General features: G+C 61.0%; 23 protein-coding genes. 13 read left to right on the forward strand and 10 right to left on the reverse strand.

The features are described from left to right. Window positions 1-44 precede the first annotated feature (44 nt). The 3 genes from LUU92_RS21125 to LUU92_RS21135 all read right to left on the reverse strand — a co-directional run bounded on the left by LUU92_RS21125 (window position 45) and on the right by LUU92_RS21135 (window position 1750). Entirely contained in the window at window positions 45-293 is a 249-nt protein-coding gene (locus tag LUU92_RS21125) for a BrnA antitoxin family protein (protein WP_222540222.1), read from the reverse strand. Next, a complete protein-coding gene (locus LUU92_RS21130) occupies window positions 271-549 on the reverse strand; it encodes a BrnT family toxin (RefSeq protein ID WP_257102598.1) in 279 nt (92 codons plus the stop codon). Before LUU92_RS21130 ends, LUU92_RS21125 begins: the two co-directional genes overlap by 23 nt. Before the next feature lie 76 nt (window positions 550-625). Then, window positions 626-1750 (reverse strand): GNAT family N-acetyltransferase, encoded by a 1125-nt coding sequence (locus LUU92_RS21135; RefSeq protein ID WP_222540224.1) that lies wholly within the window; start codon window positions 1748-1750, stop codon window positions 626-628. A 282-nt stretch (window positions 1751-2032) separates the two neighbouring features. Here LUU92_RS21135 and LUU92_RS21140 point away from each other — a divergent pair, with 282 nt between their 5' ends. Beyond that, entirely contained in the window at window positions 2033-3355 is a 1323-nt protein-coding gene (locus tag LUU92_RS21140; RefSeq protein WP_028617432.1) for a putative porin, read from the forward strand. Between the two features lie 107 nt (window positions 3356-3462). On the opposite strand, the gene LUU92_RS21145 is transcribed toward LUU92_RS21140, so the two are convergent. The 4 genes from LUU92_RS21145 to hrpA all read right to left on the reverse strand — a co-directional run bounded on the left by LUU92_RS21145 (window position 3463) and on the right by hrpA (window position 9674). Beyond that, window positions 3463-3708, reverse strand: coding sequence for an anti-sigma factor family protein (locus LUU92_RS21145; RefSeq protein WP_257102599.1), 246 nt, complete (start codon window positions 3706-3708; stop codon window positions 3463-3465). Continuing rightward, on the reverse strand, window positions 3702-4316 hold the full coding sequence (locus LUU92_RS21150) for an RNA polymerase sigma factor (protein WP_071491357.1): 615 nt from the start codon (window positions 4314-4316) through the stop codon (window positions 3702-3704). Before LUU92_RS21150 ends, LUU92_RS21145 begins: the two co-directional genes overlap by 7 nt. 17 nt (window positions 4317-4333) lie before the next feature. Next, window positions 4334-5455 (reverse strand): beta-ketoacyl-ACP synthase III, encoded by a 1122-nt coding sequence (locus tag LUU92_RS21155; RefSeq protein ID WP_071491358.1) that lies wholly within the window; start codon window positions 5453-5455, stop codon window positions 4334-4336. Between the two features lie 307 nt (window positions 5456-5762). Then, complete coding sequence (gene hrpA / locus LUU92_RS21160) at window positions 5763-9674, reverse strand: ATP-dependent RNA helicase HrpA (protein ID WP_257103874.1); 3912 nt, start codon at window positions 9672-9674, stop codon at window positions 5763-5765. A gap of 606 nt (window positions 9675-10280) precedes the next feature. Here hrpA and LUU92_RS21165 point away from each other — a divergent pair. Then, window positions 10281-10514, forward strand: coding sequence for a hypothetical protein (locus LUU92_RS21165; RefSeq protein WP_257102600.1), 234 nt, complete (start codon window positions 10281-10283; stop codon window positions 10512-10514). Between the two features lie 83 nt (window positions 10515-10597). Then, a complete protein-coding gene (locus tag LUU92_RS21170; RefSeq protein WP_257102601.1) occupies window positions 10598-10867 on the forward strand; it encodes a hypothetical protein in 270 nt (89 codons plus the stop codon). 34 nt (window positions 10868-10901) lie between these two features. Here LUU92_RS21170 and aceK read toward each other — a convergent pair whose 3' ends face one another. Beyond that, window positions 10902-12617: a bifunctional isocitrate dehydrogenase kinase/phosphatase gene (aceK, locus tag LUU92_RS21175; RefSeq protein WP_071491359.1), complete on the reverse strand. Its 1716-nt coding sequence runs from the start codon at window positions 12615-12617 to the stop codon at window positions 10902-10904. A 406-nt stretch (window positions 12618-13023) separates the two neighbouring features. Here aceK and LUU92_RS21180 point away from each other — a divergent pair, with 406 nt between their 5' ends. Both LUU92_RS21180 and LUU92_RS21185 read left to right on the forward strand, forming a co-directional pair. Continuing rightward, window positions 13024-14634, forward strand: a complete 1611-nt coding sequence (locus tag LUU92_RS21180; protein WP_371322065.1) for a methyl-accepting chemotaxis protein — start codon at window positions 13024-13026, stop codon at window positions 14632-14634. 52 nt (window positions 14635-14686) lie between these two features. Beyond that, window positions 14687-15571, forward strand: coding sequence for a DMT family transporter (locus LUU92_RS21185; RefSeq protein ID WP_071491361.1), 885 nt, complete (start codon window positions 14687-14689; stop codon window positions 15569-15571). A gap of 33 nt (window positions 15572-15604) precedes the next feature. Here LUU92_RS21185 and LUU92_RS21190 read toward each other — a convergent pair whose 3' ends face one another. Next, window positions 15605-16465 carry a DMT family transporter gene (locus LUU92_RS21190; RefSeq protein WP_257102603.1) on the reverse strand — a complete coding sequence of 287 codons (861 nt, stop codon included), beginning with the start codon at window positions 16463-16465 and terminating at the stop codon, window positions 15605-15607. Window positions 16466-16874: 409 nt separating this feature from the next. Between LUU92_RS21190 and LUU92_RS21195 the strand changes: the two genes are divergently transcribed. After that, complete coding sequence (locus LUU92_RS21195; RefSeq protein WP_071491363.1) at window positions 16875-17666, forward strand: CPBP family intramembrane glutamic endopeptidase; 792 nt, start codon at window positions 16875-16877, stop codon at window positions 17664-17666. A gap of 103 nt (window positions 17667-17769) precedes the next feature. Then, entirely contained in the window at window positions 17770-19335 is a 1566-nt protein-coding gene (locus LUU92_RS21200; RefSeq protein ID WP_058427327.1) for a methyl-accepting chemotaxis protein Aer, read from the forward strand. 114 nt (window positions 19336-19449) lie between these two features. On the opposite strand, the gene LUU92_RS21205 is transcribed toward LUU92_RS21200, so the two are convergent. Then, window positions 19450-20142, reverse strand: coding sequence for an alpha/beta family hydrolase (locus LUU92_RS21205; RefSeq protein ID WP_071491364.1), 693 nt, complete (start codon window positions 20140-20142; stop codon window positions 19450-19452). A 79-nt stretch (window positions 20143-20221) separates the two neighbouring features. Here LUU92_RS21205 and ccoN (LUU92_RS21210) point away from each other — a divergent pair, with 79 nt between their 5' ends. The 6 genes from ccoN (LUU92_RS21210) to ccoO (LUU92_RS21235) all read left to right on the forward strand — a co-directional run bounded on the left by ccoN (LUU92_RS21210) (window position 20222) and on the right by ccoO (LUU92_RS21235) (window position 25814). Continuing rightward, window positions 20222-21646, forward strand: coding sequence for a cytochrome-c oxidase, cbb3-type subunit I (gene ccoN / locus LUU92_RS21210; RefSeq protein ID WP_058427329.1), 1425 nt, complete (start codon window positions 20222-20224; stop codon window positions 21644-21646). 10 nt (window positions 21647-21656) lie between these two features. Then, window positions 21657-22265 carry a cytochrome-c oxidase, cbb3-type subunit II gene (ccoO, locus tag LUU92_RS21215; protein ID WP_017735321.1) on the forward strand — a complete coding sequence of 203 codons (609 nt, stop codon included), beginning with the start codon at window positions 21657-21659 and terminating at the stop codon, window positions 22263-22265. 3 nt (window positions 22266-22268) lie between these two features. Next, window positions 22269-22469 carry a cbb3-type cytochrome oxidase subunit 3 gene (locus tag LUU92_RS21220; protein ID WP_010208563.1) on the forward strand — a complete coding sequence of 67 codons (201 nt, stop codon included), beginning with the start codon at window positions 22269-22271 and terminating at the stop codon, window positions 22467-22469. Continuing rightward, window positions 22466-23413, forward strand: coding sequence for a cytochrome-c oxidase, cbb3-type subunit III (ccoP, locus tag LUU92_RS21225; protein ID WP_222540230.1), 948 nt, complete (start codon window positions 22466-22468; stop codon window positions 23411-23413). Before LUU92_RS21220 ends, ccoP begins: the two co-directional genes overlap by 4 nt. 350 nt (window positions 23414-23763) lie before the next feature. Next, window positions 23764-25206 (forward strand): cytochrome-c oxidase, cbb3-type subunit I, encoded by a 1443-nt coding sequence (ccoN, locus tag LUU92_RS21230; protein ID WP_071491365.1) that lies wholly within the window; start codon window positions 23764-23766, stop codon window positions 25204-25206. After that, window positions 25206-25814, forward strand: coding sequence for a cytochrome-c oxidase, cbb3-type subunit II (gene ccoO, locus LUU92_RS21235; RefSeq protein WP_003193167.1), 609 nt, complete (start codon window positions 25206-25208; stop codon window positions 25812-25814). Before ccoN (LUU92_RS21230) ends, ccoO (LUU92_RS21235) begins: the two co-directional genes overlap by 1 nt. Window position 25815: the final 1 nt, after the last annotated feature.

Consider the following 25815-nt stretch of genomic DNA (forward strand, 5'->3'; position numbering starts at 1 on the left):
TCAGCCCTGCCGATAAGGCAGGGCTGCTCTTATCGGACAGCCATTCACCCTTGATGGGCCTGCATGTACTGACGCAATAGCTGGTTAATACGCGTCTGGTAACCAGATCCTTGATCTTTGAACCACTCCAGTACATCAGCGTCCAGCCTGATAGTGACCGCCTGCTTCACTGGAACACGTAAATCGGCATGCCGGAAAAAATCGGCATCCAGCTCAGGAATATCGCTGGTATCGATCTCGTTATCATTCATTTTGGCCAAGCGCTCCCAGTCAGTTTTCGATGTTTGCGTCATAGTATTTGGCCTCCTTCTTGGTTGCTTTTCGGGCAGAAATGATGCGAATCACACCACCATGCCGCTCGGTATATACGACCACACCCACTAACAATTTGATCCAGCCAATACTGATCCAACGCTCTTCGCCATAATCCGCTCGATCATCGCGTAAGGCCAGCATCGGGTGCCTGAAGATATCTGGAACGTCATTGAAATCGATGCCGTGTTTAACAATATTGGCTTTATTTTTGGATTCATCCCACTCAAATAGCATGGCACGACCTGTATGTACTTTTGTACATACAGATAGCAATTTCAGCCTTGCCTGGAAGCGCCACAAGACCAGCGGCTCAGCCCTGCCGATAAGGCAGGGCTGCCCTTGCCTCCTGTGCATACGCCACGATCCCCATCCGTTCACGCTCGAGAAAATCCTCCACGGCATTCTTCAATCCCGGATGGCGCAGGTAGTGCCACGACCGCGTGATCACCGGCTCGAACCCACGGATCAACTTGTGCTCGCCCTGCGCGCCCGCGTCGAAGCGTTGCAGGCCGTGGGCGATGGCGTAGTCCATGCCCTGGTAGAAGCAGGTTTCGAAGTGCAGGCGATCAAACTCTGCCAGGCAACCCCAGTAGCGGCCGTAGAAACTGTCGCCGCCGAGCAGGCTGAAGGCCATGGCTACCGGACGCGAGCCTTGCTTGGCCAGTACCACGCGGATCGCTTCGGGCATGCGCTCGGCCAGCAGGCTGAAGAAAGCGCGGGTCAGGTAGGGAGATTGGCGGCGCACGGCATAGGTGTTGGCGTAGCAGGCGTAGACAAAATCCCACTGCGCCTCGCTCAGTTCATGGCCTTGCAGCCACTCGAAATCGATCCCCTGCCCCGCCACTTGTTCGCGCTCCTTGCGCATCTGTTTGCGCTTGCGCGAACTCAAGGCGTCGAGGAAGTCCTGGAAGTCGCGGTAGCTCCGGTTCTGCCAGTGATACTGACAGCCCAGGCGTTGCAACCAGCCCGCTTGCCGGGCCAGTGCAGCATCGGCCAGATCATCCGTGAAGTTGATATGGGCGCTGGAAAGCCCCTCGATCTCGAGGTAACCCGGCAGGCTCTTGAGCAGCTCAAAACCGTCATCGGCACTCGCGGCCAATAAGCGCGGACCGCTGACCGGGCTGAAGGGCACCGCCGTGAGCAACTTGGGGTAATAGTCGATACCGGCGCGCTCGCAGGCATCAGCCCAGCCGTGATCGAACACGTACTCGCCGTACGAATGCCATTTGCGATAGCTGGGCAACGCCGCCACCAGCCGCTCACCCTCCCAGTGCAGCAAATGCTCCGGCTGCCAGCCAGATTGCGGGCCCAGGCTGGCGCTGTCTTCCAAGGCACTCAGGAACGCATGCCGCACGAACGGCTGCCCCTGCGGCACCAGCGCATCCCAGGCTTGCGGGGCGATTTCGGACAGGCTGTCCAGGCGTTGCAGCGGCATCGGCATCCTCACTGGTTCGGGGCGTGAAAGCCTGGCGAGTATCGCCGATTGCCAGCCCTGGCACATCCCCGATTCGCACGACAAGGCTCTAAACCAATAGTTCCGAATATAAATAATTTGTCATCTAGATGACATCACTTCGCCACTGCGTCGTCATAAACGGTCGCGATACTGACGCCTGTTTTTAGAGCGCCTGGTTCTACCCGGCGGCTATTTTCCGTCCGTCATCGGTCGGTTGTGTCCTGGATGGTTTGCCATCCCTCCTCACTTTCGGAGATTGATATGCGTCTTGCTTCCACTAAAACTGCGGCGGTCCTGTGCGGCGGCCTGTTACTGGCCCTGAGCGTTCCGGCCAGCGCTGCAGTCGACGCTAAATTGCTCGACATGCTCAAGGCCAACGGCCAGATCACCGCAGCGCAGTACACCGAACTGCAAAGCGAATTGGCCAAAGACCAGAAAGAGCAGCAGATCGCACGGCAAGCTCAACAAGAGACCAACGAACAGATCGCGGCCACCGCGAAGAAAACCAATGAGCTGAGCAGCTTTGACCAGAAGCTGGCCTGGGCCGCCAAGACTCAGTTCAAGGGTGACGTACGTTTCCGTCAGGAAACCGTGAAAATCCAGGGCGAATCCAACAACGGCGGCCGCGACAAGGACCGTCAGCGCATCCGTGCCCGCCTGGGCGCCTACACCGAGATCAACTCGCAGGTCGACACCGGTATCCGTATTGCCACCGGCAGCAGCGACGATGCGCGCTCGACCAACCAGGACCAGGACAACTATTTCGACAAGAAGTCGATCTGGCTGGACCTTGGCTACATCGACTACCACCCGGACCAGATCAAGAACCTGCACGTGATCGGCGGCAAGATGCTGCAACCGTGGGTGAACATGGGCGACGTCATCTGGGATAGCGACATCAACCCTGAAGGTCTGGCCCTGACCTACAAATACCCATTGGGCAGCAGCGCCGAACTGTTCGGCAGCCTCGGCAACTACAACCTCAAGGACAACGTCGACGGCGACGGCGTGCAGTTCCGTCACGACCTGCGCCTGACCTCTGGCCAGTTGGGCACACGCTTCTCGGTCACCGACAACCTGAAAATGACCCTGGGCGGCAGCGTCTACGCCTACCAGAATGACAAGGACAGCCGTTGCACAACCACCACCACGCCTTGCGCACTGGCAGTCAACGGTAACTCGGCCGACAACCAGTTCCGCCTGTATGAAGGATTTGCCCAAGCCGACATCGGCGGCCTGGCTGTACCGCTGGCGTTCTACGGCCAGTACGTGAAAAACAACGACGCCGTGACCGACCAGGACACCGCCTGGCTGATCGGCGCCAAGTCGAAAGTGTTCGGTTTCAACCTGGACTACAACTACCGCGACATTCAGCGTAATGCCGTGGTAGGTGCCTTCACCGATTCGGACTTCGCCAACGGCACCACCGGTTCGCGCGGTCACAAGATGAAGGTCAGCTACGACATCGACAAGAACTTCGCCCTCGGTGCCACGTACTTCCTGACCAAGGCCGACTACGCCAGCCGCACCCAGCGTGATGCCAACACCAACACCCTGCAGCTGGATGCAGAAGCCAAGTTCTAACAGTAAGTGTTGAAAGCCTTGGGCCAGGACGGCCCGAGGTGGCTGTACCAGTCTTGCGTAGGTGGATCGGTCCCCATCATCCGTTCGCTCCACCCACGCGAGCCTGTTTATTCCCCGCCTTTATGGTCCTTGAGCCGCTCGTCAGCCAGACGCTGCGCCAAGGCCTCCACACCGCCTACCGGTTCGTCCGGCATTATCCTCAGCGTCGCCTGCATCAGGCGCATCTGGCGGATAAACCGGCGGCAGTTCGGGCAGAACATCAAGTGATGACGCACCAGCAGACGCTCGCGAAAGGTCAACTGCCCATCGAGATAGTCACTGGAACGTGCCACTTGTTCTTTACAGGTCAACATTCGCCCGTTTCCTCAAAATGCTCCACCGTGGCGAAGACTTTAAGCCGTGCCCGATGCAACAGCACACGGACATTGGAGAGCGACAACGTCAGAAGATTACAGATCTCTTCCAACTCCAGGCCCTGGCGCTCACGCAGTACCAGCACACTGCTCTGCAACTCCGACAGGCTCAGGATCGTATGCTCCAGGCATTTGCGCAGTTCATCCTCGGTGAGCAAGGCTTCCGGGGTGTCCTGGTGCCAGGCATACGGGGCGACGGCCCAGTGACCATCGTCGGGGGTGAAGCGATCGTCACCGATAGTGCCGTGGGGCGAGGGCAGATCGTCGAGCAACACTTCGCGACGATTCTGCTTGTAGCGCCCCTTGGCAGCGTTGGCGGTAATGGTCAGCAGCCAGGTCTTGAGGCTGGAACGGCCTTCGAACCTGGCCAGGTTGCGCACCACTGACAGCCAGGCGTCCTGCACGACTTCGTCGGCGTGACGCTGGCCGACGATGGCATAGGCCACCGCCCGCATGGCGCTCTGGTAGGTGGTGACCAATTCCTTGTAGGCCCGCTGCTCACCCTGGAGCAGGCGTTCAAGCAGGTGCGCGTCGTCCGCTGCTGCCATTCAAGACCTCGACTGTCTTAGCGTTTGCGCAGGATCACGCTGCCGATCGAATAGCCCGCGCCAAACGAGCTGAGCACCGCCACGGAGCCCTTGGGCAGATCATCCTGATTCTTGTGGAACGCAATCACCGAACCCGCCGAGCTGGTATTGGCGTAGGTATCGAGGATCACCGGGGCTTCTTCCACGGTGGCTTCGCGGCCCAGCAGTTTCTTGACGATCAGGTGGTTCATGCTCAGGTTGGCCTGGTGCAACCAGAAGCGCTTCACGTCGGTCACGTTCAACTGGTTCTCTTCCAGGTGCACGCCGATCAGCTCGGCGACCATCGGGCATACGTCGCGGAACACCTTGCGGCCTTCCTGTACGAACAGTTTGTCCGGCGCGCCGATGCCCTCTTCCGCGGTGCGGTTGAGGAAGCCGAAGTTGTTGCGGATGTTATTGGAGAACTTGGTCAGCAACTTGGTGCTCACCACGTCGAACTGGTGTTCGGAGGTTGCCAGGTCGGCGCGCTCCAGGACCACGGCGGTGGCCGCATCGCCAAAGATGAAGTGGCTGTCGCGGTCGCGGAAGTTCAGGTGGCCGGTGCACACCTCCGGATTGACCATCAGGATCGCCCGCGCTTGGCCCAGCTGGATGCTGTTGGCGGCGTTCTGGATGCCGAAGGTGGCCGAGGAACAGGCCACGTTCATGTCAAAACCAAACCCTTCGATGCCCAAGGCTTCCTGGACTTCGATGGCGATGGCCGGGTAGGCACGCTGCAGGTTGGAACAGGCGACGATCACGCCGTCGATGTCGGCAGCGGTTTTGCCCGCGCGCTGTAGAGCTTGTTCAGCGGCGCCGACGGCCATCTGGCAGAGCACCGACCATTCGTCGTTGCTGCGCTCGGGCAGGCGCGGGGCCATGCGCTGCGGATCGAGAATGCCGTCCTTGTCCATCACGAAGCGGCTCTTGATGCCGGAGGCCTTTTCGATGAAGGCGGCGCTGGATTCGGTCAGCGGCTGCACGTCACCGCGCTCGATGGCGGCGGCGTTGTCGCTGTTGAACTGTTGCACGTAAGCATTGAAAGACTGCACCAGCTCTTCGTTGGAGATGCTGTTGGCCGGGGTATACAGGCCAGTGCCGCTGATGACGACGTTATGCACGGTCGTTCCTCTAAATCTGTCAGGCAGAAGATATTGGTACCGTCGTACCAAACTGTAAGTAGTCCGATTCCGCTCCGCGGACACCAAACTGGCATCGCTTTATTCCATCGCGCCGCAGCCTTTCGCGACGATCCCGGCATTTATAACCGCGAAGTTTGCCACAACCCTCGGAATTTGGCGCTATCTGTGGGAGGGGGCTTGCCCCGATAGCGGTGGGCCAGTCAACACATCCTTTACTGACAGACCGCAATCGGGGGCAAGCCCCCTCCCACACTGGACCTGTATTGCCCTGGAAACCGTGCAAATATCAGGCTTCTACCAGGCTCCACTGCTTGCTCAGGCGCTTGTCGGAAATCGGCACTTTGGTACCCAGTTGCTGGGCAAACAACGACACCCGGTATTCCTCCAGCCACCAGCGATACAGCTCCAGCTGGGGATCGCGCTTGCCTTCCTGGGCATGTTTTTTCAGGCGGTTTTCGTACTGCGTCCACAGGCCGCCCAGCTCGCCGCTCCACACCCGATCCTTCTGCACCTGGCTCGGTAGTTTTTCCAGGCGCAACTCGATGGCCTTGAGGTAACGCGGCAATTCCTTGAACCACTGCGCCGGGGTTTCCCGTACAAAACCGGGGTACACCAGGTGGCTCAGTTGCTGCTTGATGTCGTTCAAGGCCACGGCCTGGGCCAGGTCGATCTTGCCTTTGAAGCGCTTTTGCAGGCCATGCCAGAGTTTCAGCACCTCCAGGGTCAGGCGCGCCAGGCGCTCGGCATGTTCGGTCCAACTGCCGCGCTTGCGCTCGGCCAGGGCCGCCAAACCTGCGCCATCACGCGGCAGGCTGGCTTCGCCTTCGAGCACGCAGGTGTCGAGGCTGGCCAGCAGGATGTCTTCCACCAGCGCATCGATCCGGCCCAACTCACGGTACATCAGGCCCAGTTCGGTCAGGCCCGGCAGTTTGCCGCGCAGGAATTTCGCCGGTTCCGCCAGTTGTTGCATCAGCAGGCGTTGCAAGGCACGGCGATGCTGGAACTCAGCCTCGGCCGCCGTGGAGAAACGCCCTTCCTTGACCGTGCCGTTTTCCTCCACCAGCGCCGGATACACCGTCATCGACAACCCGGCGATCTTCTGTTGCGTCTTCTCGGCTACCGCCGCGAACACCTTGGCCTCCACCGGCTGCTGGCTTTTTGCAGTTTGCGGTACGGCCAGCGCGGCCTGGCTGGCCTCGGCAAAGCGCGCCGTCAGTTCGGCGAGATCCCGGCCTTCACCGAGGAACTTGCCCTGGCCGTCCACCACTTCCAGGTTCATCTTCAGGTGGCTTTCTACCTGCTGCGCGGCTTCGGCCCAGGCTTCATCGCTGACCCGCGCCCCGGTCATGCGTAACAATTCGCGGCCAAGGGCCTGGGGCAACGAGCCCTGGCCGAACTCGATGCGTTGCAGGGCCGCCTTGACGAAGTCCGGCACCGGCACGAAGTTCTTGCGCAGCGCCTTGGGCAAGTTGCGCACCAGGGCGATGCACTTGGCCTCGATCACCCCCGGCACCAACCACTCCAGGCGCTCCGCCGGCAAGGCGGGCAACAGCGGCGCCGGCACGCGCAAGGTCACACCGTCACGCGGGTGGTTAGGTTCGAAGTGGTAACTCAAGGCCAGTTCCAGGTCACCCAAATGCAGGGTGTCCGGGTAATGCGCGGCGGTGACTTCGCTGGCCTCGCGGGCCAGTACGTCTTCTTCGCGCATGATCAGCAGTTGCGGGTCTTTCTGGCTGTTGACCTTGTACCAACTGTCGAAGGTCGCGGTCTGGTGGATCTCCGCCGGCAGGCGCGCATCGTAGAAGGCGAACAGCGTTTCCTCGTCGGCCAGGATGTCGCGCCGGCGCGCCTTGGCCTCCAGCTCGTCGAGCTGCTCCAGCAATTGCTGGTTGGCTGCCAGGCACTTGGCCCGCGACTGGATCTCGCCACGCACCAGGCCTTCACGGATAAACAGTTCGCGAGACACCACCGGGTCGACCGGCCCGTAATGCACCGGACGGCGCCCGACCACAATCAGCCCGAACAGAGTGATCTGCTCGAAGGCCACGACCTGGCCGCGTTTTTTCTCCCAGTGCGGCTCGAAGTGGTTTTTCTTGATCAGGTGCCCGGCCAGCGGTTCGATCCAGTCGGCGTCAATCTTGGCGACCATGCGCGCATACAGCTTGGTGGTTTCCACCAGTTCGGCGGTCATCAGCCATTGCGGGCGCTTCTTGCCGATGCCCGACGAGGGGTGGATCCAGAAACGCCGCTGACGCGCGCCCAGGTAATCGCCGTCCTCGGTTTTCTGGCCGATCTGGCTGAGCAAACCGGACAGCACCGCCTTGTGCAGTTTCGGGAAATCCGCCGGCTCTTTATTGACGCTCAACTGCATGTCGCGGCAGATCAGGCTCAACTGGCGATGGGAATCACGCCACTCGCGCAGGCGCAGGTAATTGAGGAAGTTCTTGCGGCACCAGTTACGCAGCGGGCTGGCAGTGAGCTCCTGGCGCTGCTCTTCAAAACCGCGCCACAAATTGACCAGGCCGGCGAAGTCCGAATCCGGGTCCTTCCACTGTGCGTGGGCCTGGTCGGCGGCCTGCTGACGCTCCGGCGGGCGCTCACGCGGGTCCTGGATCGACATGGCGCTGGCGACGATCAGTACTTCCTGCAAGCTGCCGAGCTTGGCGGCTTCCAGCAACATGCGGCCCATGCGCGGATCCACCGGCAGGCGCGCCAACTGGCGGCCCAGCGGGGTGAGCTGGCTGTTGCGGTCGACCGCCGAGAGCTCTTGCAGCAGGTTGAAACCGTCGCTGATCGCCTTGCCGTCCGGCGGTTCGATAAACGGGAAGTCGGTGATTTCGCCGAGACGCAAATGCAGCATCTGCAGGATCACGGCGGCGAGGTTGGTGCGCAGAATTTCCGGGTCGGTAAATTCCGGGCGGCCGATAAAATCTTCTTCGCTGTACAAGCGAATGCAGATGCCCGGCTCGACCCGGCCGCAACGGCCTTTACGCTGGTTGGCGCTGGCCTGGGAAATCGCCTCGATCGGCAGGCGTTGCACCTTGGCGCGGTAGCTGTAGCGGCTGATGCGCGCGGTGCCGCTGTCGATCACATAACGAATGCCCGGCACAGTCAGCGAGGTTTCCGCGACGTTGGTTGCCAGCACCACACGTCGGCCCGGATGGGACTGGAAGATGCGCTGCTGCTCGGCTGGCGACAGGCGCGCGTATAGCGGCAGGATCTCGGTGTGCTTGAGCTGGGCCTTGCGCAGCATGTCGGCAGCGTCACGAATCTCGCGCTCGCCCGGCAGGAACACCAGCACGTCGCCCGGGCTGCGCCGCTCGCTGCGCTCATAGGCGGCAATTTCATCCAGGGTGGCGAGGATCGCCTGGTCGACGGTGAGGTCGTCCTCGACGCGGTTGCCCTCCTCGTCCTGCTCCAGGGTCAGTGGGCGATACCAGGTGTCCACAGGGAAGGTGCGGCCCGACACCTCGACAATCGGCGCATCGTCGAAATGCTTGGAGAAACGCTCCAGGTCGATGGTCGCCGAGGTGATGATGACTTTCAGGTCCGGGCGACGTGGCAACAGGGTTTTCAGGTAGCCCAGCAGGAAGTCGATGTTCAGGCTGCGTTCGTGGGCTTCGTCGACGATGATGGTGTCGTAGCGTTCCAGGTAGCGGTCGTTCTGGGTTTCTGCCAGCAGAATGCCGTCGGTCATCAGCTTGATCAGGGTGTTGGAATCGCTCTGGTCTTCAAAGCGCACCTGATAGCCGACCAGCGCGCCCAATGGCGTGGCCAACTCTTCGGCGACCCGGCTGGCCACGCTGCGTGCGGCGATCCGGCGAGGCTGGGTATGACCAATGAGACCGAACTGGCCGCGACCGATTTCCAGGCAGATCTTCGGCAACTGGGTGGTCTTGCCCGAGCCGGTTTCGCCGGCAATGATCAGCACCTGATGCTTGTTCAGCGCTTCTTTGATTTCATCGCGCTTGGCCGCAATCGGCAGGCTGTCGTCATAACGAATCACCGGCAGGCTGGCGCGCCGCGCCGTGACCTGGGCGCAGGACGCCTGCATGCGCGCGACCCACTGCACCAACTTGTCTTCGTCGGGCTTTTTGCGCAACTCAAGCAACTGCCGACGCAAACGGTGGCGGTCGGCGAGCATGGCGTGATCAAGGGTTTTGAGCAGTTGGTCGATGGTGGGCGCTTGGTCGGTCATCAGGGCGGCAAAGGTCTTCTGAGTGAGGCAGGACACGCCTGCATAGCTACGGACGAAAAAACGAGGGGCGATTGTCGCAGATTTCGGCATTTCTGGAGACGCTCAGTCAGTGACTGACGGCGTAGCGCCTCCGAATGAACATATTTCATACACGAGCAAGTCGCTCATCCGACCCTTTCACAGTAGAAATCCGATGGTTTAAGTGAAGTACGCAGGATCAAATCAACCCGCCAGAAATCTCTGGCAGATCACTGTATCGCTTATGAAACCGGAGCTTTTATGCCTATCGAATCGACAAACAGCCAACCTAACCTACCCAGCTACGCGCAATCCATGCGAGCCCAACCGCGCTCGGCAGCGTCGGAACCACCACCCCCCTATGAGTTCCCGCCCGCGTACACCGAGAAGCCACCGCACAACGCATCCTCCCGGACCTACTCGACACCGCCCACTAATTTGACGGCAAATCGAATCTCGAGCTTTCACACGACCAGTCAGGCATTACGAGGAATGGGTTTCATGAGCGGCCTGTGACGCAAAGGTCCTGGATCCACTCGACCTATTAGAAACGACAGATTCCCTCCAAGCTCATCGCACGAGGTGTATATGCCCATCAACTCCAACAACCACGCGTACAGCGGCAATACCCACAGCTATGCCGAGGCTACCGAGCCGCCAACCTATTACGAAGCCGCGAAGCCGCCCCCAGCCTATACAGAAAAACCAGCGTCCACTTCAAACAGCCAAGCCACATGGCAGCCGACGATCAACCTTACGGCGCTGAGACTGGGATACCAACCCGAAGAAAACAGCCTGGCAATGATCGGAACGCCTCGCTGATCGGCACCCACTCAGCAAGGCCCTCCAGCACAAATCGTGTGCTTACCCAGCCCGCAGCGGTATGACCCAATACAGGAGTTTCCATGCCAATTGATTCCAGCCGTTCCACCGCCCAACTGCCCACTTATGCGCAAGCATTGAGCCTGCAGCTACGCAGCGCCGATACGTTGCCGCCACCCTCGTATGAGTATCCGCCGGCCTATTCGACGCTGACCAATACCGATTCGATAAACCGGATCGGTTCAGGCCGGTCTTCGAACACGACGTCCCCTCAAATCGATCAACAACTACCCGCGGATCGATCATCAACGCTTGGCGTAAGAATGTTGATGGGCTTTCTCAGCCGTATATAAGCCGCACGGCGCGATCACCTGTAGACAGTCGCTGCTACAGTTGATCGCGCTCCTTGCGCCGATACGGAAAGACATCGATCACCTTCCCGGCCCGAATCGCCTCCTGCAGCCCCTTCCAGTAATCCGCGTTGTACAGCTCCCCGTGCAGCTCATCGAACAACTTGCGCTGACCAGCATCCGCAAACAGAAACGGCGGGAATTCCTCGGGGAACACATCCAGTGGGCCGATGGAGTACCAGGGTTCTGAGGCCATCTCATCTTCCGGGGTGCGCGGTGCGGGGATGTGACGGAAGTTGGCTTCGGTGAGAAAACAGATTTCGTCGTAGTCGTAGAACACCACGCGACCGTGGCGGGTAACGCCGAAGTTCTTCAGCAGCATATCGCCAGGGAAGATATTGGCGGCCGCCAGCTGTTTGATCGCCAGGCCGTAGTCTTCCAAAGCTTCGCGCACCTGGGCGGGGTTGGCGTTGTCGAGGTAGAGGTTGAGCGGGGTCATGCGCCGTTCGGTCCAGCAGTGACGGATCAGCACGGTATCGCCTTCGACTTCGACGGTGCCCGCAGCCACTTCCAATAGCTCGGCCAGGCACTCAGGTTCGAATTTGCTCAGGGGGAAACGGAAGTCGGCGAACTCTTGGGTATCGGCCATGCGTCCGACCCGGTCGACGCTTTTGACCAGGCGGTACTTCTCGATCACCGTGGCGCGGTTGACGTTTTTCGACGGTGAAAAACGGTCCTTGATGATCTTGAACACGGTGTTGAAGCCCGGCAGGGTGAACACGCTCATGACCATGCCGCGCACGCCGGGGGCCATGATGAACTGATCGTCGGTGGTCGCCAGGTGGTTGATCAGCGCGCGGTAGAACTCCGACTTGCCGTGCTTGTAGAACCCGATGGAGGTGTACAGCTCGGCGATGTGCTTGCCCGGCAGGATGCGTTTGAGAAAGCCGATGAATTCCGCCGGCACCGGTACATCGACCATGAAGTAGGAGCGGGTGAACGAGAAGATGATCGACACATCGGCTTCGTCGGTGATCAGCGCATCGATCTGGATGCCCTGCCCTTCACGGTGCAGCAGCGGGATCACCAGCGGCCATTGTTCGTCGCGCGTGTAGATGCGCCCGACGAGGTAGGCGCCTTTATTACGGTAGAGCACCGAGGAAAACAGCTCGACCTTGAGGTCCGGGTCCTTGCACACCCAGTCCGGCAGGTTTTCGCGCAGCTGGGTTTCGAGGCGATGAAGGTCGGCTGCGAGGTCGGCGTAGGGTTCGCTGAAGCGGTAGTCGGCAAAGATCTGCGCGAGCATTTGCGGGATTTGCCCGGCGGGCGTGTAGGTGCGCGTCTGCGCGGCCCGTGCCCGGCGCAGGCTGGGCCGGGTGGTGTGGATGAACATGCAGCCGTCGCTGATCAGGTCGTGGCTGAACAGGCCGCAGAAGATCGAGTTGTACCAGGTCTCGGAGAGTTCATCGTCGAAGCGCAGGTCGATCAGGCCGATGTAGGCACTTTTGACCACGGGCCACACATCGATGTCGAGCAGCGCGGCGTCATTGAAGTGCTCACGCAACCGCTGAGTCACCTCGGAGACCTTTTCCTCATAGAGATTGATGCGCGCCGCCGACGCCGCCTGGCCCTGTTGCCACTGGGCCTTTTCGAAACGCTCGCGGGCGCCGTCGGTGATCTGGCGGAAGTGCTCTCGGTAGTCGTCGAAGCCATCGAGGATCATCTGGGCAATGGCGAGGGCGGATTGCGACATGCGGGAAACCTCGAGCGGGCATCGGGAAGCCCTGAGCTTAGCCAGTGTACGAACACAGGAGAAGAGTCATTTTTTGTGCAGCCTTGTACAACTCCGTTCATTTCGTACATTTATTTTCAATTTATTTAATTCGACCAATTGGTCAATAAACGCACTGAAAAGTCGCACATTGTTTTCCCCATACGCCCACAACGACGCGGCCTTGCCGCTTAGCGCCGGAATCCCGCGTACTCCCCCCGGGGCTCTGCTCCAAATAGACCGTTGAATCCAGCTAAGGGAAACCCTGATTACCACCTTGATGGCACTTTGATATATAGCGCGCCCTCTCCCACCCTAACAAGGTCCGAAGACCGATCCGGGAACAGGTTCTAATCGCCCAAGGAGCATTGAGATGTCATTGAGGAACATGAGGATCGGTCTGCGTGCCAGTCTGAGTTTTGGGGTTTTGGCCAGCTTGCTGGTGATCGTGGGCATGTTCGGCCTGGGCCAGATGGCCAAGCTGCGCCAGAGCGCGCTGGTCATCGAGCAATCGTGGATGCCGAGCATCGAGAACATCCACGACAGCGCAGCCTTTGTCGCCAGCATCCGCCTGGAAGCCTTGCGCCTGGCGACCACCGACGAATCGCGGATCCGCGACAACAGCAAAGCCCTGATCACACGCCAGCGCAGCGAGCTGCAAACCCTGCTCGACCATCACAAAACCCTGCTCAGCAGCGACGAAGAGCGCCAGATGCTCAAACAGCTCGAAGGTAACGTGGACGCTTACCTGGCCCTCGTCGAACAGATCGTCACCCTGGTGGACAAGGATCAGCAGCAAGACGCCATTGACCTGCTCAACACCCGCCTCGCTCCCCAGGGCGTGATCCTCAGCAAGAGCCTGGAGGACCTGATCGTCTTCAACCAGAACGGCGTGGAAACCGCCGTGGATTCCGCCGCGCAGACCTATTCCAGTGCACAGTGGATCGTCGGCCTGATCATCGTATTCGCCTTGATCGCCACCTTGTTGCTCGCCTGGCTGCTGACCCGCAGCATCACCGCCCCGCTCGGCCAGGCGCTGAGCGTGGCGCGCACCATTGCCGGCGGCGACCTGAGCCAGCCGATCGCCGTCAGCGGCAAGGACGAACCGGCCCAATTGCTCAACGCCCTGGCCACCATGCAGGCGCAATTGCAAGGCACCATCCGTGGCATCAGCGAATCGGCGCAACAGTTGGCCTCCGCCGCCGAGGAGATGAGCTCGGTGATGGAACAAAGCACCCGTGGCCTGCAGGCGCAGAACGACGAGATCGAACAGGCGGCCACCGCCGTCACCGAAATGAGCGCGGCCGTGGACGAAGTGGCGGGCAATGCGGTGTCCAGCGCCGAGGCGTCCCAGGCCTCCGACGAGGACAGCAAGCACGGCCACTACCAGATCAGCGAAACCATCAGCTCGATCCAGAACCTGGTCGACGAGGTGCTCGGCGCCTCGAACAAGGCCGAAGGCCTGGCCGTGCAAGCCCAGGACATCAGCAAGGTGCTGGAAGTGATCCGCGGCATCGCCGGGCAAACCAACCTGCTGGCGCTCAACGCCGCCATCGAAGCAGCCCGCGCAGGCGAGGCCGGGCGTGGTTTTGCGGTGGTAGCCGATGAAGTGCGCTCCCTGGCGCAACGCACCCAGGACTCCACCGAAGAAATCGAGCAGATGATCACCGGCATCCAGCGCGGCACCCAGGATACGGTCGAAGCGCTGAACAGCAGCGCCGAGCACGCCGGCCAGACGCTGCAACGGGCCAACAGCGCCGGTAGCGCCCTGGAAAAAATCACCGCGGCCATCTCGCAGATCAGCCAGCGCAACCTGGTGATCGCCAGCGCCGCCGAGCAGCAGGCGCTGGTGGCACGTGACGTGGACCGCAGCCTGGTGAACATCCGCGACCTGTCCACCCAGACCGCCGCCGGTGCCACCCAGACCTCGGCCGCCAGCCAGGAACTGTCACGCCTGGCGGTGGACCTGAATGGGCTGGTGACGCGGTTTGTCCTGTAATCATTAGACATGTCATGCAACACTCGCGGCCTTATTGAGGTAGGAGTGTTCCGTGAGACCTGTCGACACCTTGTACTTGCTGGGGCTCGCCGCCATCTGGGGCGCGAGCTTCCTGTTCATGCGCATTATCGCGCCGGAGATCGGCACGCTGCCGACGGCGTTTTTCCGCGTGTCGATCGCCGCCGCCGGGTTGCTGGTGATCCTGGCGGCGATGCGGGTGAGCTGGGATTTCCAGGGCAAGTTCAAGACTGTACTGCTGCTCGGCGTGATCAACTCAGGCATTCCCGCGACCATGTATTCAGTCGCTGCCCAAGTACTGCCGGCGGGTTACTCGGCGATCTTCAACGCCACCACGCCGTTGATGGGCGTGTTGATTGGCGGGCTGTTCTTCAGCGAACGCCTGACCCCATCGAAAGTCGCCGGGGTGTGCCTGGGCCTGCTGGGCGTGGGGGTACTGACCCGCGCAGGGCCGGTGGCGTTTGACCTGGAATTATTGATGGGCGCGCTGGCCTGCTTGCTGGCGACCACCTGTTACGGCTTTGCCGGGTTCCTGGCAAGGCGCTGGCTGGATCAGCGTGGTGGCTTGGACAGCCGCCTGTCGGCCCTGGGCAGCATGCTCGGCGCGACGTTGTTCCTGTTGCCGTTCTTTGCCTACAGCGCCATCAGCCAACCGCCGGCGAGTTGGGGTGGATGGCAGGTGTGGGGGTCGTTGCTGGGGTTGGGGCTGGTGTGTACGGCGTTTGCCTACATTCTTTACTTCCGGTTGCTGACGTCCATCGGGCCGGTTAAGTCGATGACCGTTACCTTCATGATTCCGCCGTTTGGGGTGTTGTGGGGCGCGTTGCTGCTGGATGAGCCATTGTCCATGGCGCATCTGTATGGCGGGGTGTTGATTGCGGGGGCGTTGTGGTTGGTGTTGCGCCCGCGAAAATTGTAGGAGCCCGGCTTGCCGGGCTCCTACAGTACAGTGTCAACGCTTACGGAAGACAAACACTAAACCGATGATGATCAACCCCATCCCCAACAGGCTCAACATCGCAAACGTGTTGCCAAAGATCAGATAGTCCATCACCGCCGTCACCGCCGGCACCAGATAGAACAGACTGGTGACATTCACCAGGTTGCCCCGGGCGATCAGGCGGTACAGCAACAGCGTGGCCAGCAACGACACCACCAAGCCCATCCACAGCACCGGCAGGTAAAAGCTGCTGCTGTGTTCAAAATGGAACGGCTGGAACGGCACAAACACGGAACACAGCAGCAACCCCGCCAGGTACTGCACCGGCAGCGTGCCCAGGGGCTCGTCGGTGATGCGTTTCTGCATGATCGAGCCGAAGGTCATGCTGGCCAGGGCCAGCAACCCGAACAGCATGCCTGCCAGGGACATGCCAGAAAGGCCGATGCCTTGATACACCACCATGATCAGCCCCGCCAACCCGAGGCCCAGGCCGAACACACGGCTGAAAGAACGCTGGCGCTCTATCAGCACCACGGTGAGGATCGGCTGTACGCCCATGATGGTTGCCATCACGCCGGGGGTGACGTTGAGGTCCAGGGCCAACAGATAGAAAATCTGATAGGCGCCCAACAACACCAACCCCGTCGCCGCTGCGTATAACAGTGGCTTGCCGGGGCGCGGCAGTTTCAACTTGAGGATCGGTATCAGCACCACCAGGCCCCCGAGGGCAATGGCAAAGCGGATCAGCAGAAACGCAAAGGGTGACGCGTGGGCCAGGCCCCATTTGGAGAAGATCGCCCCACTGCTCCACAGCAGAACAAACAGGCTCGTCGAGGCCGCCGCGGCCACGGATTGTTTCGAAAAAACAGACATGGTTACCACCTGTCATCAGGCAAAAAAAGCCGATTCAGCAGACGCTGAAATGCATTAGGTTTTTTTCAGGCGGGCAGACGGGAACAGCGATCAGCTGATCAACCCGCAATACCAACACCCGGCGGTGATACGACTGCGTACACCGACGTGCTGCTGACAGGTGGAGGGTAGTGACTGATCTGCGCAGGCTGCTTGTCCCCGCACGGCACGACCGCAGCGTTGACCGCTGAATCGACTACCGCTGTGCGCTGGGAAGCAGGCATGGGCTGATCTTGTGTGAAGGGATGGAGAGGCTCGGACTATAACCAGCCGGTGATAGGTTTTGCAATCACTCTGAATGGAGGAGTTTCATGTAAGCCCCGTAGGACAGATCGCTATAATGCCGCCCAGTTTTTCCCAAGGATTTCCCATGATCGCATTGCCCTGGCTGTACCTGGCGCTTCTTTCCATTGGCTATCTACTGGCCTTGATCTACGGGCAATTGGGCGTGCTGGCGGGCGTGTCCGTCGCCCTGCTGCTGATTGCCGGCTACGCCGTACGCCAGCAACGCACGCCGTGGGCGCGTTACCTGGGCCACGGGCTGTTTGTGGTGCTGGCCCTGAGCCTGGCGATGCACTGGTTGCCGGGTTTCTACAACGGGCGCGGCATTGCCTCGCAGCGTTTCACCGAGGATGCCGTGCCCTTCTCGATGTACCTGAACCAGGACAAACCGCTGATTGGCTTCTGGCTGTTGCTGGCCTGCCCGTGGATTGTGGCGCGGCGCTCGTTGCGTTTGTCGATCTGCGTGGCCGCCCTGGCGTTGACCCTCACAGCCATCGCCGCCCTCGGCGGAGCGGCCTTGCTGGGCATGATCAGTTGGGCGCCGAAGTGGCCGGAACAGGCCTGGCTGTGGGTACTCAATAACCTGCTGCTGGTGACGCTGGTGGAAGAAGCCCTGTTCCGCGGTTATGTGCAGGGCGGTTTGAGCCGTCGCTTCAAACACCTGCCCTATGGCGAAAACCTCGCCCTGCTGCTGGCCTCGCTGTTGTTCGGCCTGGTGCACATCGGCGCAGGCTGGCATTGGGTATTGCTGGCAAGCATCGCCGGGGTGGGTTATGGCCTGGCCTATCGATTTGGCGGCCTGGGCGCAGCGGTGGCCACGCACTTTGGCTTGAATCTGCTTCACTTCGGGTTGTTTACCTACCCGATGCTGGCCGGTTGATCTCGTGCTGGGGAACGTGCATCCCGTCGATTGTTGCAAAAATAAGTTAAATAAACCGCCGTTCTTGCCGATACCCCCTGAAAGCCTTGCGGATTGAACAATCATGCGTAATAACCAACCCGTTACCCAGCGCGAACGTACCTTCCCCGCTCAGCAACGGTTGATCTCCACCACAGATGCCAAAGGCGTGATCACCTACTGCAACGACGCCTTCGTCGAAATCAGTGGGTTCTCTCGCGACGAACTGGTGCGTGCCCCGCACAACCTGGTGCGTCACCCGGACGTTCCGGCGGCGGTGTTCGCGCACATGTGGTCAACGCTCAAACAAGGCTTGCCATGGATGGGCATTGTCAAGAATCGCTGCAAGACCGGTGACCACTACTGGGTTAACGCCTATGTGACGCCGGTTTTCGAAGGCAACCAGGTGGTCGGCTACGAATCGGTGCGCATCAAGCCCACCGCCGAGCAGATCCGCCGGGCCGAAGCGCTCTACCAACGCATCAACCAGGGCAAGTCGGCGATCCCTCAGCGGGACAAGTGGTTGCCGGTGTTGCAGGACTGGCTGCCGTTTATCCTGGTGAGCCAGTTGAGCTTCATGATCGGCGCTTCGCTCAACTCCCACTGGGGCTTTGCCCTGGCGGCGGGGTTGTCGGTGCCGCTGGGCCTGCTCGGCCTGAGCTGGCAGCAGCGCGGCCTCAAGCGTTTGCTGCGCCTGGCCGAGCAGACCACCTCCGACCCGCTGATCGCGCAGATGTACACCGACAGCCGTGGCGCCCAGGCGCGCCTGGAAATGTCGATCCTCAGCCAGGAGGCGCGTCTGAAGACCTGCCTTACGCGCTTGCAGGACACTGCCGAGCACCTCAACGACCAGGCCGCGCAGTCCAACACCCTGGCGCACAACAGCTCCAGCGGCCTGGAACGCCAGCGCGTCGAGACCGAACAGGTGGCCACGGCGGTCAACCAGATGGCGGCGACTACCCAGGAAGTCGCCAGCCATGTGCAGCGCACGGCCGATGCGACCCAAGAGGCCAACCGCCTCACCGGCCGTGGCCGCGATATCGCCGGGGAAACCCGCGAGGCGATCCAGCGTCTGTCCGTGGCTGTGGGTGAGACCGGTGTGACTGTGACCCAGTTGGCCAAGGACAGCGATGAAATCGGCGGTGTGGTCGACGTGATCAAGGGCATTGCCGACCAGACCAACCTGCTGGCGCTCAACGCCGCCATCGAAGCGGCGCGTGCCGGGGAGATGGGCCGTGGTTTTGCGGTGGTGGCTGATGAAGTCCGCCAACTGGCCCAGCGTACCGCCGAGTCAACCGGGCAGATCCATGCATTGATCGCCAAGCTGCAGCAGACCGCCGCTGCCGCCGTGCAAACCATGGACGCCGGGCATCGCCAGGCCGAAGAAGGTGTAGCGCGGGTGATGGAAGCGGACCAGGCGTTGGTGGGCATCAGTGAAGCGGTGGCGCATATCACCGATATGACTACCCAGATCGCGGCTGCCACCGAAGAGCAAAGCTCGGTGGCCGAAGAGATCAGCCGCAACATCAGCACCATTGCGCTGTTGGCGGACCAGACCTCGGAGCAGGCGCTGAACTCGGCGCAGTTGAGTGAAGAGCTGACGCATACCGCCAATACTCAGTACTCGCTGGTGGAGCGGTTTAACCGGTAGGTCGCTATCGGGGGCAAGCCCCCTCCACATTTGACTGTGTTCACAATTTGGAATGTGAGAACACGGTCAAGTGTGGGTGGACTTGTCGAAGCGTCGCACCGCCCCGATGAGGCCCTATAGGCCAGCCAAAAACCCAGCCACCCCCACTGCCGCGGCTTCCAGATGCTGCTCATGACTGAATCCCGACGCCTTCAACGGCTTCAAGTCATGATCCCCCGCCACCAGCCACATCACCTCGATGCTCGGCGACAGCTCATACCCTTCCACCGCCGCCCGATTGCCCAGTGCATCGCGCTCGCCCTGCACAATCAAGGTTGGCGTCTTCAGCCCGGCCAGATGTTCGACCCGTGGCTTTTCCGGCTTGCCCACCGCATAGAACGGATACCCCAGGCACACCAACCCACCAACACCCAATTCATCGGCCAATAAACTGGCCATGCGCCCGCCCATGGACTTGCCGCCAATGGCCAGTTTTCCAGCGACATGACGTCGCACCTCGGCATACACCTCACGCCAGGATTCGAGTAGCTTCGGGGCCGGGTTGGGCGGGCGTTTACCGCCGTCAACCCGGCGCTGGGCCATGTAGGGAAACTCGAAGCGCAACACGTTGACGCCCTGCCCGGCAAGGCGTGCAGCCATATCGTTCATGAAGGATGAGTCCATCGGTGCACCGGCGCCGTGGGCCAGGATCAGCGTCACGGGTGCAGCCTCAGCCGCCCCCGCCGCGACATCCCACAACCACCCATGTTCCCGCACACACTGCGCCCATTGATCCCCGTCAATACTGGCCTTGTGCTCTTTGCCCATGCTTGCCTCGCTTTTTAGTCTGCCTATAACTCCAGCCCAAGTGCCGCATCTGCTTGGGTTGAACCGTGGATGGGGAACCATGAACACTACTTTAAGTACCGCCTATAACTACAAGGTGGTCCGCCAATTCGCCATTATGACGGTGGTGTGGGGCATCGTCGGCATGGGGCTCGGGGTTTTTCTCGCGGCCCAATTGGTGTGGCCTGCACTCAACTTCGACTTGCCCTGGACCAGCTTCGGCCGCCTGCGCCCGCTGCACACCAACGCGGTGATCTTCGCCTTCGGTGGCTGCGCGCTGTTCGCCAGCTCCTTCTACTCGGTGCAGCGTACCTGCCAGACGCAGCTGTTCGCGCCTAAAATCGCCGCGTTCTGCTTCTGGGGCTGGCAGTTGGTCATCCTGCTGGCAGCGATCTCCCTGCCGCTGGGCTACACCAGCTCCAAGGAATACGCCGAGCTGGAATGGCCGATCGACATCCTGATCACCATTGTCTGGGTGGCCTATGCCATCGTGTTCTTTGGCACCGTGGCCAAGCGCAACACCAAGCACATCTACGTCGGCAACTGGTTCTTCGGTGCGTTCATCATCACCGTGGCCATCCTGCATATCGTCAACAACCTGGAAATCCCGGTCAGCCTGACCAAGTCCTACTCCCTCTATGGCGGTGCGACGGATGCCATGGTGCAGTGGTGGTATGGGCATAACGCGGTAGGCTTTTTCCTCACCGCCGGTTTCCTCGGCATGATGTATTACTTCGTGCCCAAGCAGGCCGAGCGTCCGGTGTATTCCTATCGCTTGTCCATCGTGCACTTCTGGGCGCTGATCACCCTATACATCTGGGCCGGCCCGCACCACTTGCACTACACCGCGCTGCCGGACTGGGCACAGTCCCTGGGCATGGTGATGTCCCTGGTGCTGCTGGCACCGAGCTGGGGCGGCATGATCAACGGCATGATGACCCTGTCGGGCGCCTGGCATAAGTTGCGCAGCGACCCGATCCTGCGCTTCCTCGTGGTGTCCCTGGCGTTCTACGGCATGTCGACGTTCGAAGGCCCGATGATGGCAATCAAGACCGTCAACGCCCTCTCCCACTACACCGACTGGACCATCGGCCACGTACACGCCGGCGCCCTCGGCTGGGTGGCGATGATCTCCATCGGCGCGTTGTACCACATGATCCCGAAAGTCTTCGGCCGCGAGCAGATGTACAGCCTCGGCCTGATCAACGCGCACTTCTGGCTGGCCACCATCGGCACCGTGCTCTATATCGCTTCGATGTGGGTCAACGGTATCGCCCAGGGCCTGATGTGGCGGGCGGTCAACGAAGACGGCACTTTGACCTACTCCTTCGTCGAAACCCTGGTGGCCAGCCACCCTGGCTTCATCGTGCGGCTGGTGGGCGGTGCGATCTTCCTCAGCGGCATGTTCCTGATGGCTTACAACACCTGGCGCACCGTGCGTTCGGCGCAGCCTGTCGAAGCCGCCACCACTGCGCAGTTGGCCTGAGGAGTCTGTGATGAAACACGAAACGATTGAAAAGAACGTCGGCCTGCTGATGCTGCTCATGGTGCTTGCCGTGAGCATCGGCGGCCTGACCCAGATCGTCCCGCTGTTCTTCCAGGACGTGACCAACAAGCCGGTGGAGGGCATGAAACCCTACACCGCGCTGCAACTGGAAGGCCGCGACATCTACATCCGCGAAGGCTGCGTACAGTGCCACTCGCAGATGATCCGCCCCTTCCGTGCCGAAACCGAACGCTACGGCCATTACTCGGTCGCCGGTGAAAGTGTGTGGGACCACCCGTTCCTGTGGGGCTCCAAGCGCACCGGTCCGGACCTGGCGCGCGTCGGCGCACGCTACTCGGACGACTGGCACCGCGCGCACCTGTATAACCCGCGCAACGTGGTGCCCGAGTCGAAAATGCCGGCCTATCCATGGCTGGTCACCGCCGCCGTCGACAGCAGCCACACCGAGACCAAGTTGAAAGTGATGCGCACCCTCGGCGTGCCGTACACCGACGACGACATCAGTGGCGCCGTGGCCAGCCTCAAGGGCAAGACCGAGATGGACGCGCTGGTCTCGTACCTGCAAGTGCTCGGCACCGCCATCAAGAGCAAGAGGTGAGCCATGGGATTTGAATTCGATGCAGGCACCATCCGCGGCCTCGGCACGCTGGTGGTTGCCATCGCCTTTATCGGCCTGTCGCTGTGGGTGTTCAACAACCGGCGCAATGCGGAATTCGAGCAGGCGCGCCTGCTGCCCTTCGCCGATGAACCCTCTCCATCCGACGCTCAAGAAGAGCCTGCAATAAGGAGCACCCGGCCATGACCCTATTCTGGAGTACATGGATCTGCGTACTGACCCTCGGCAGCCTGATCGGCTTGACCTGGCTGCTGGTCGGCACCCGCAAGGGCGAGACCAAGGGCAGCGTCGACCAGACCATGGGCCACGCCTTCGACGGTATCGAGGAATACGACAACCCGCTGCCCCAGTGGTGGTTCATGCTGTTCGCCGGCACCCTGGTGTTCGCGGTCGGCTACCTGATCCTCTACCCGGGCCTGGGCAACTGGAAAGGCGTGTTGCCGGGCTATGAAGACGGCTGGACCCAGGCCAAGGAATGGGACAAGGAAATGGCCAAGGCCGACGCCAAGTTCGGGCCGATCTTCGCCAAATTCTCGGCCATGCCCGTGGAAGAAGTGGCCAAAGACCCGCAAGCGCTGAAAATGGGCGGTCGCCTGTTCGCCTCCAACTGCGCGGTGTGCCACGGCTCGGACGCCAAGGGCGCGTTTGGCTTCCCGAACCTGGCGGACAACATCTGGCGCTGGGGCGGTTCGGCCGAGGCGATCAAGACCACCATCCTCAACGGTCGCCACGCGGCGATGCCGGCCTGGGGTGACATGCTCGGCGATGAGGGTGTGAAAAACGTTGCGGCCTTTGTTCGCCACGACCTGGCCAAGTTGCCCCTGCCCGCCGACAGCAGCGCCGATGTGGCTGCCGGCCAGTCAGCCTTCAACACCACCTGTGTCGCCTGCCACGGTCCGGAAGGCCACGGCATGGAAGCCATGGGCGCGCCCGACCTGACCAAACCGGCCGGCTACATCTACGGCACCAGCCTCGCGCAGTTGCAGCAGACCATCCGCCACGGCCGCCAGGGCCAGATGCCGGCGCAGGAAGTGCTGCAAGGCAATGACAAGGTGCATCTGCTGGCCGCCTACGTTTATAGCCTGTCCCACAACGCTGATGGCGCAACGCCAGAAAGCCAGGCGCAATAACCTCTGATCGCCGCCCCATTTTGGGGCGGCAACCCTGGCGCTGTACGCGACCAAGTGTCACACCCCTCCAAAGCACAACTTTCCCCTCCTCACTTTCGGGTCTACGCTTGTTCCCACAGCGGACCGATCCTGGCGTACGCAACGACATTCGTTGCGACCCTCGAATTTTCCTGTCCACTCGATCAGCTTTCGATTTCCGATTTTGTCCTTACACCAAACATGGAAAGGGCGCAGAATCTGGCGTGGAACGCATTGATACAGGTCAGTCATTGCGTTGCAATGACCCCTCGCTTTCTACATACTTGCGGCCGATTTTACCTATAAAAAAACCTAAACCGTGGAACCTTAGAATGAGCACAGCAATCAGTCCGACTGCTTATAACTATAAGGTAGTCCGCCAGTTCGCCATCATGACGGTGGTCTGGGGGATCCTTGGCATGGGGCTCGGGGTGTTCATCGCCTCGCAACTGGTCTGGCCGGAATTGAATTTCGGTTTGCCATGGACGACCTTTGGCCGCCTGCGCCCGCTGCACACCAACCTGGTGATCTTCGCCTTCGGCGGATGTGCATTGTTTGCCACCTCCTACTATGTCGTGCAGCGAACCTGCCAGACGCGACTGATCTCCGACAGCCTTGCGGCCTTCACCTTCTGGGGTTGGCAAGCAGTCATCGTTGGCGCCATCGTCACCCTGCCACTGGGCTACACCACCACCAAGGAATACGCCGAGCTGGAATGGCCCATCGCCATTTTGCTCGCCATCGTGTGGGTGACCTACGCCGTGGTGTTCTTCGGCACCATCGTCAAGCGCAAGACCAAGCACATCTACGTGGGCAACTGGTTCTACGGCGCGTTCATCCTGGTGACGGCGATGCTGCACATCGTCAACCACGCCTCGTTGCCGGTGAGCCTGTTCAAGTCCTACTCGGCCTACGCCGGGGCCACGGACGCGATGATCCAGTGGTGGTACGGCCACAACGCCGTGGGTTTCTTCCTGACCACCGGTTTCCTGGGGATGATGTACTACTTCGTGCCGAAACAGGCCGAACGTCCCATTTACTCGTACCGCCTGTCCATCGTGCATTTCTGGGCGCTGATCACCCTGTACATCTGGGCCGGCCCGCACCACTTGCACTACACCGCGTTGCCGGACTGGGCACAGTCCCTGGGCATGGCGATGTCGATCATCCTGCTGGCCCCGAGCTGGGGCGGCATGATCAACGGCATGATGACCCTGTCCGGCGCCTGGCATAAATTGCGCACCGACCCGATCCTGCGCTTCCTGGTGGTGTCGCTGGCGTTCTACGGCATGTCGACCTTCGAAGGGCCGATGATGGCGATCAAGACCGTCAACTCGCTGTCCCACTACACCGACTGGACCATCGGCCACGTACACGCCGGCGCCCTCGGTTGGGTGGCGATGATCTCCATCGGCGCGCTGTACCACATGATCCCCAAACTGTTCGGCCGTCCGCAGATGCACAGCGTTGGCCTGATCAACGCGCACTTCTGGCTGGCCACCATCGGCACCGTGCTCTACATCGCCTCGATGTGGGTCAACGGCATCACCCAGGGCCTGATGTGGCGAGCCATCAACGATGACGGCACCCTCACCTACTCCTTCGTCGAAGCGCTGCAAGCCAGCCATCCGGGTTACATCGTGCGCGCCCTGGGCGGTGCATTCTTTGCCTCCGGCATGTTCCTGATGGCCTACAACGTCTGGCGCACCGTGCGTGCCGCCGACCCGGCAGAAGCCGAAGCCGCCGCCAAGATCGCCGTTGTGGGAGCTCACTGATGAAGCATGAAGTAGTCGAGAAGAATATCGGCCTGCTGGCCTTCTTCATGGTCATCGCCGTGAGTATCGGCGGCCTGACCCAGATCGTTCCGCTGTTTTTCCAGGACGTGACCAACAAGCCGGTGGAAGGCATGAAGCCGCGCACCGCCCTTGAACTGGAAGGCCGCGACGTCTACATCGCCAACGGCTGTGTCGGCTGCCACTCGCAGATGATCCGCCCGTTCCGTGCCGAAACCGAACGCTACGGCCACTACTCGGTCGCCGGTGAAAGCGTGTGGGACCACCCGTTCCTGTGGGGTTCCAAGCGTACCGGCCCGGACCTGGCCCGTGTCGGCGGGCGCTACTCCGATGACTGGCAGCGTGCGCACCTGTACAACCCGCGCAACGTGGTGCCTGAGTCGAAAATGCCGGCGTACCCGTTCCTCGTGGAAAACAAGCTCGACGGCAAGGACACCGCGAAGAAGATGGAGGTCTTGCGCACCCTGGGCGTGCCCTACACCGACGAAGACATCGCCGGTGCAGCGGCCGCCGTGAAGGGCAAGACCGAAATGGACGCACTGGTGGCCTACCTGCAGGGCCTGGGCACCATCATCAAAAGCAAACGGTGAC

The organism is Pseudomonas extremorientalis (genome assembly GCF_024584605.1).
Lineage (GTDB): Bacteria > Pseudomonadota > Gammaproteobacteria > Pseudomonadales > Pseudomonadaceae > Aquipseudomonas > Aquipseudomonas extremorientalis.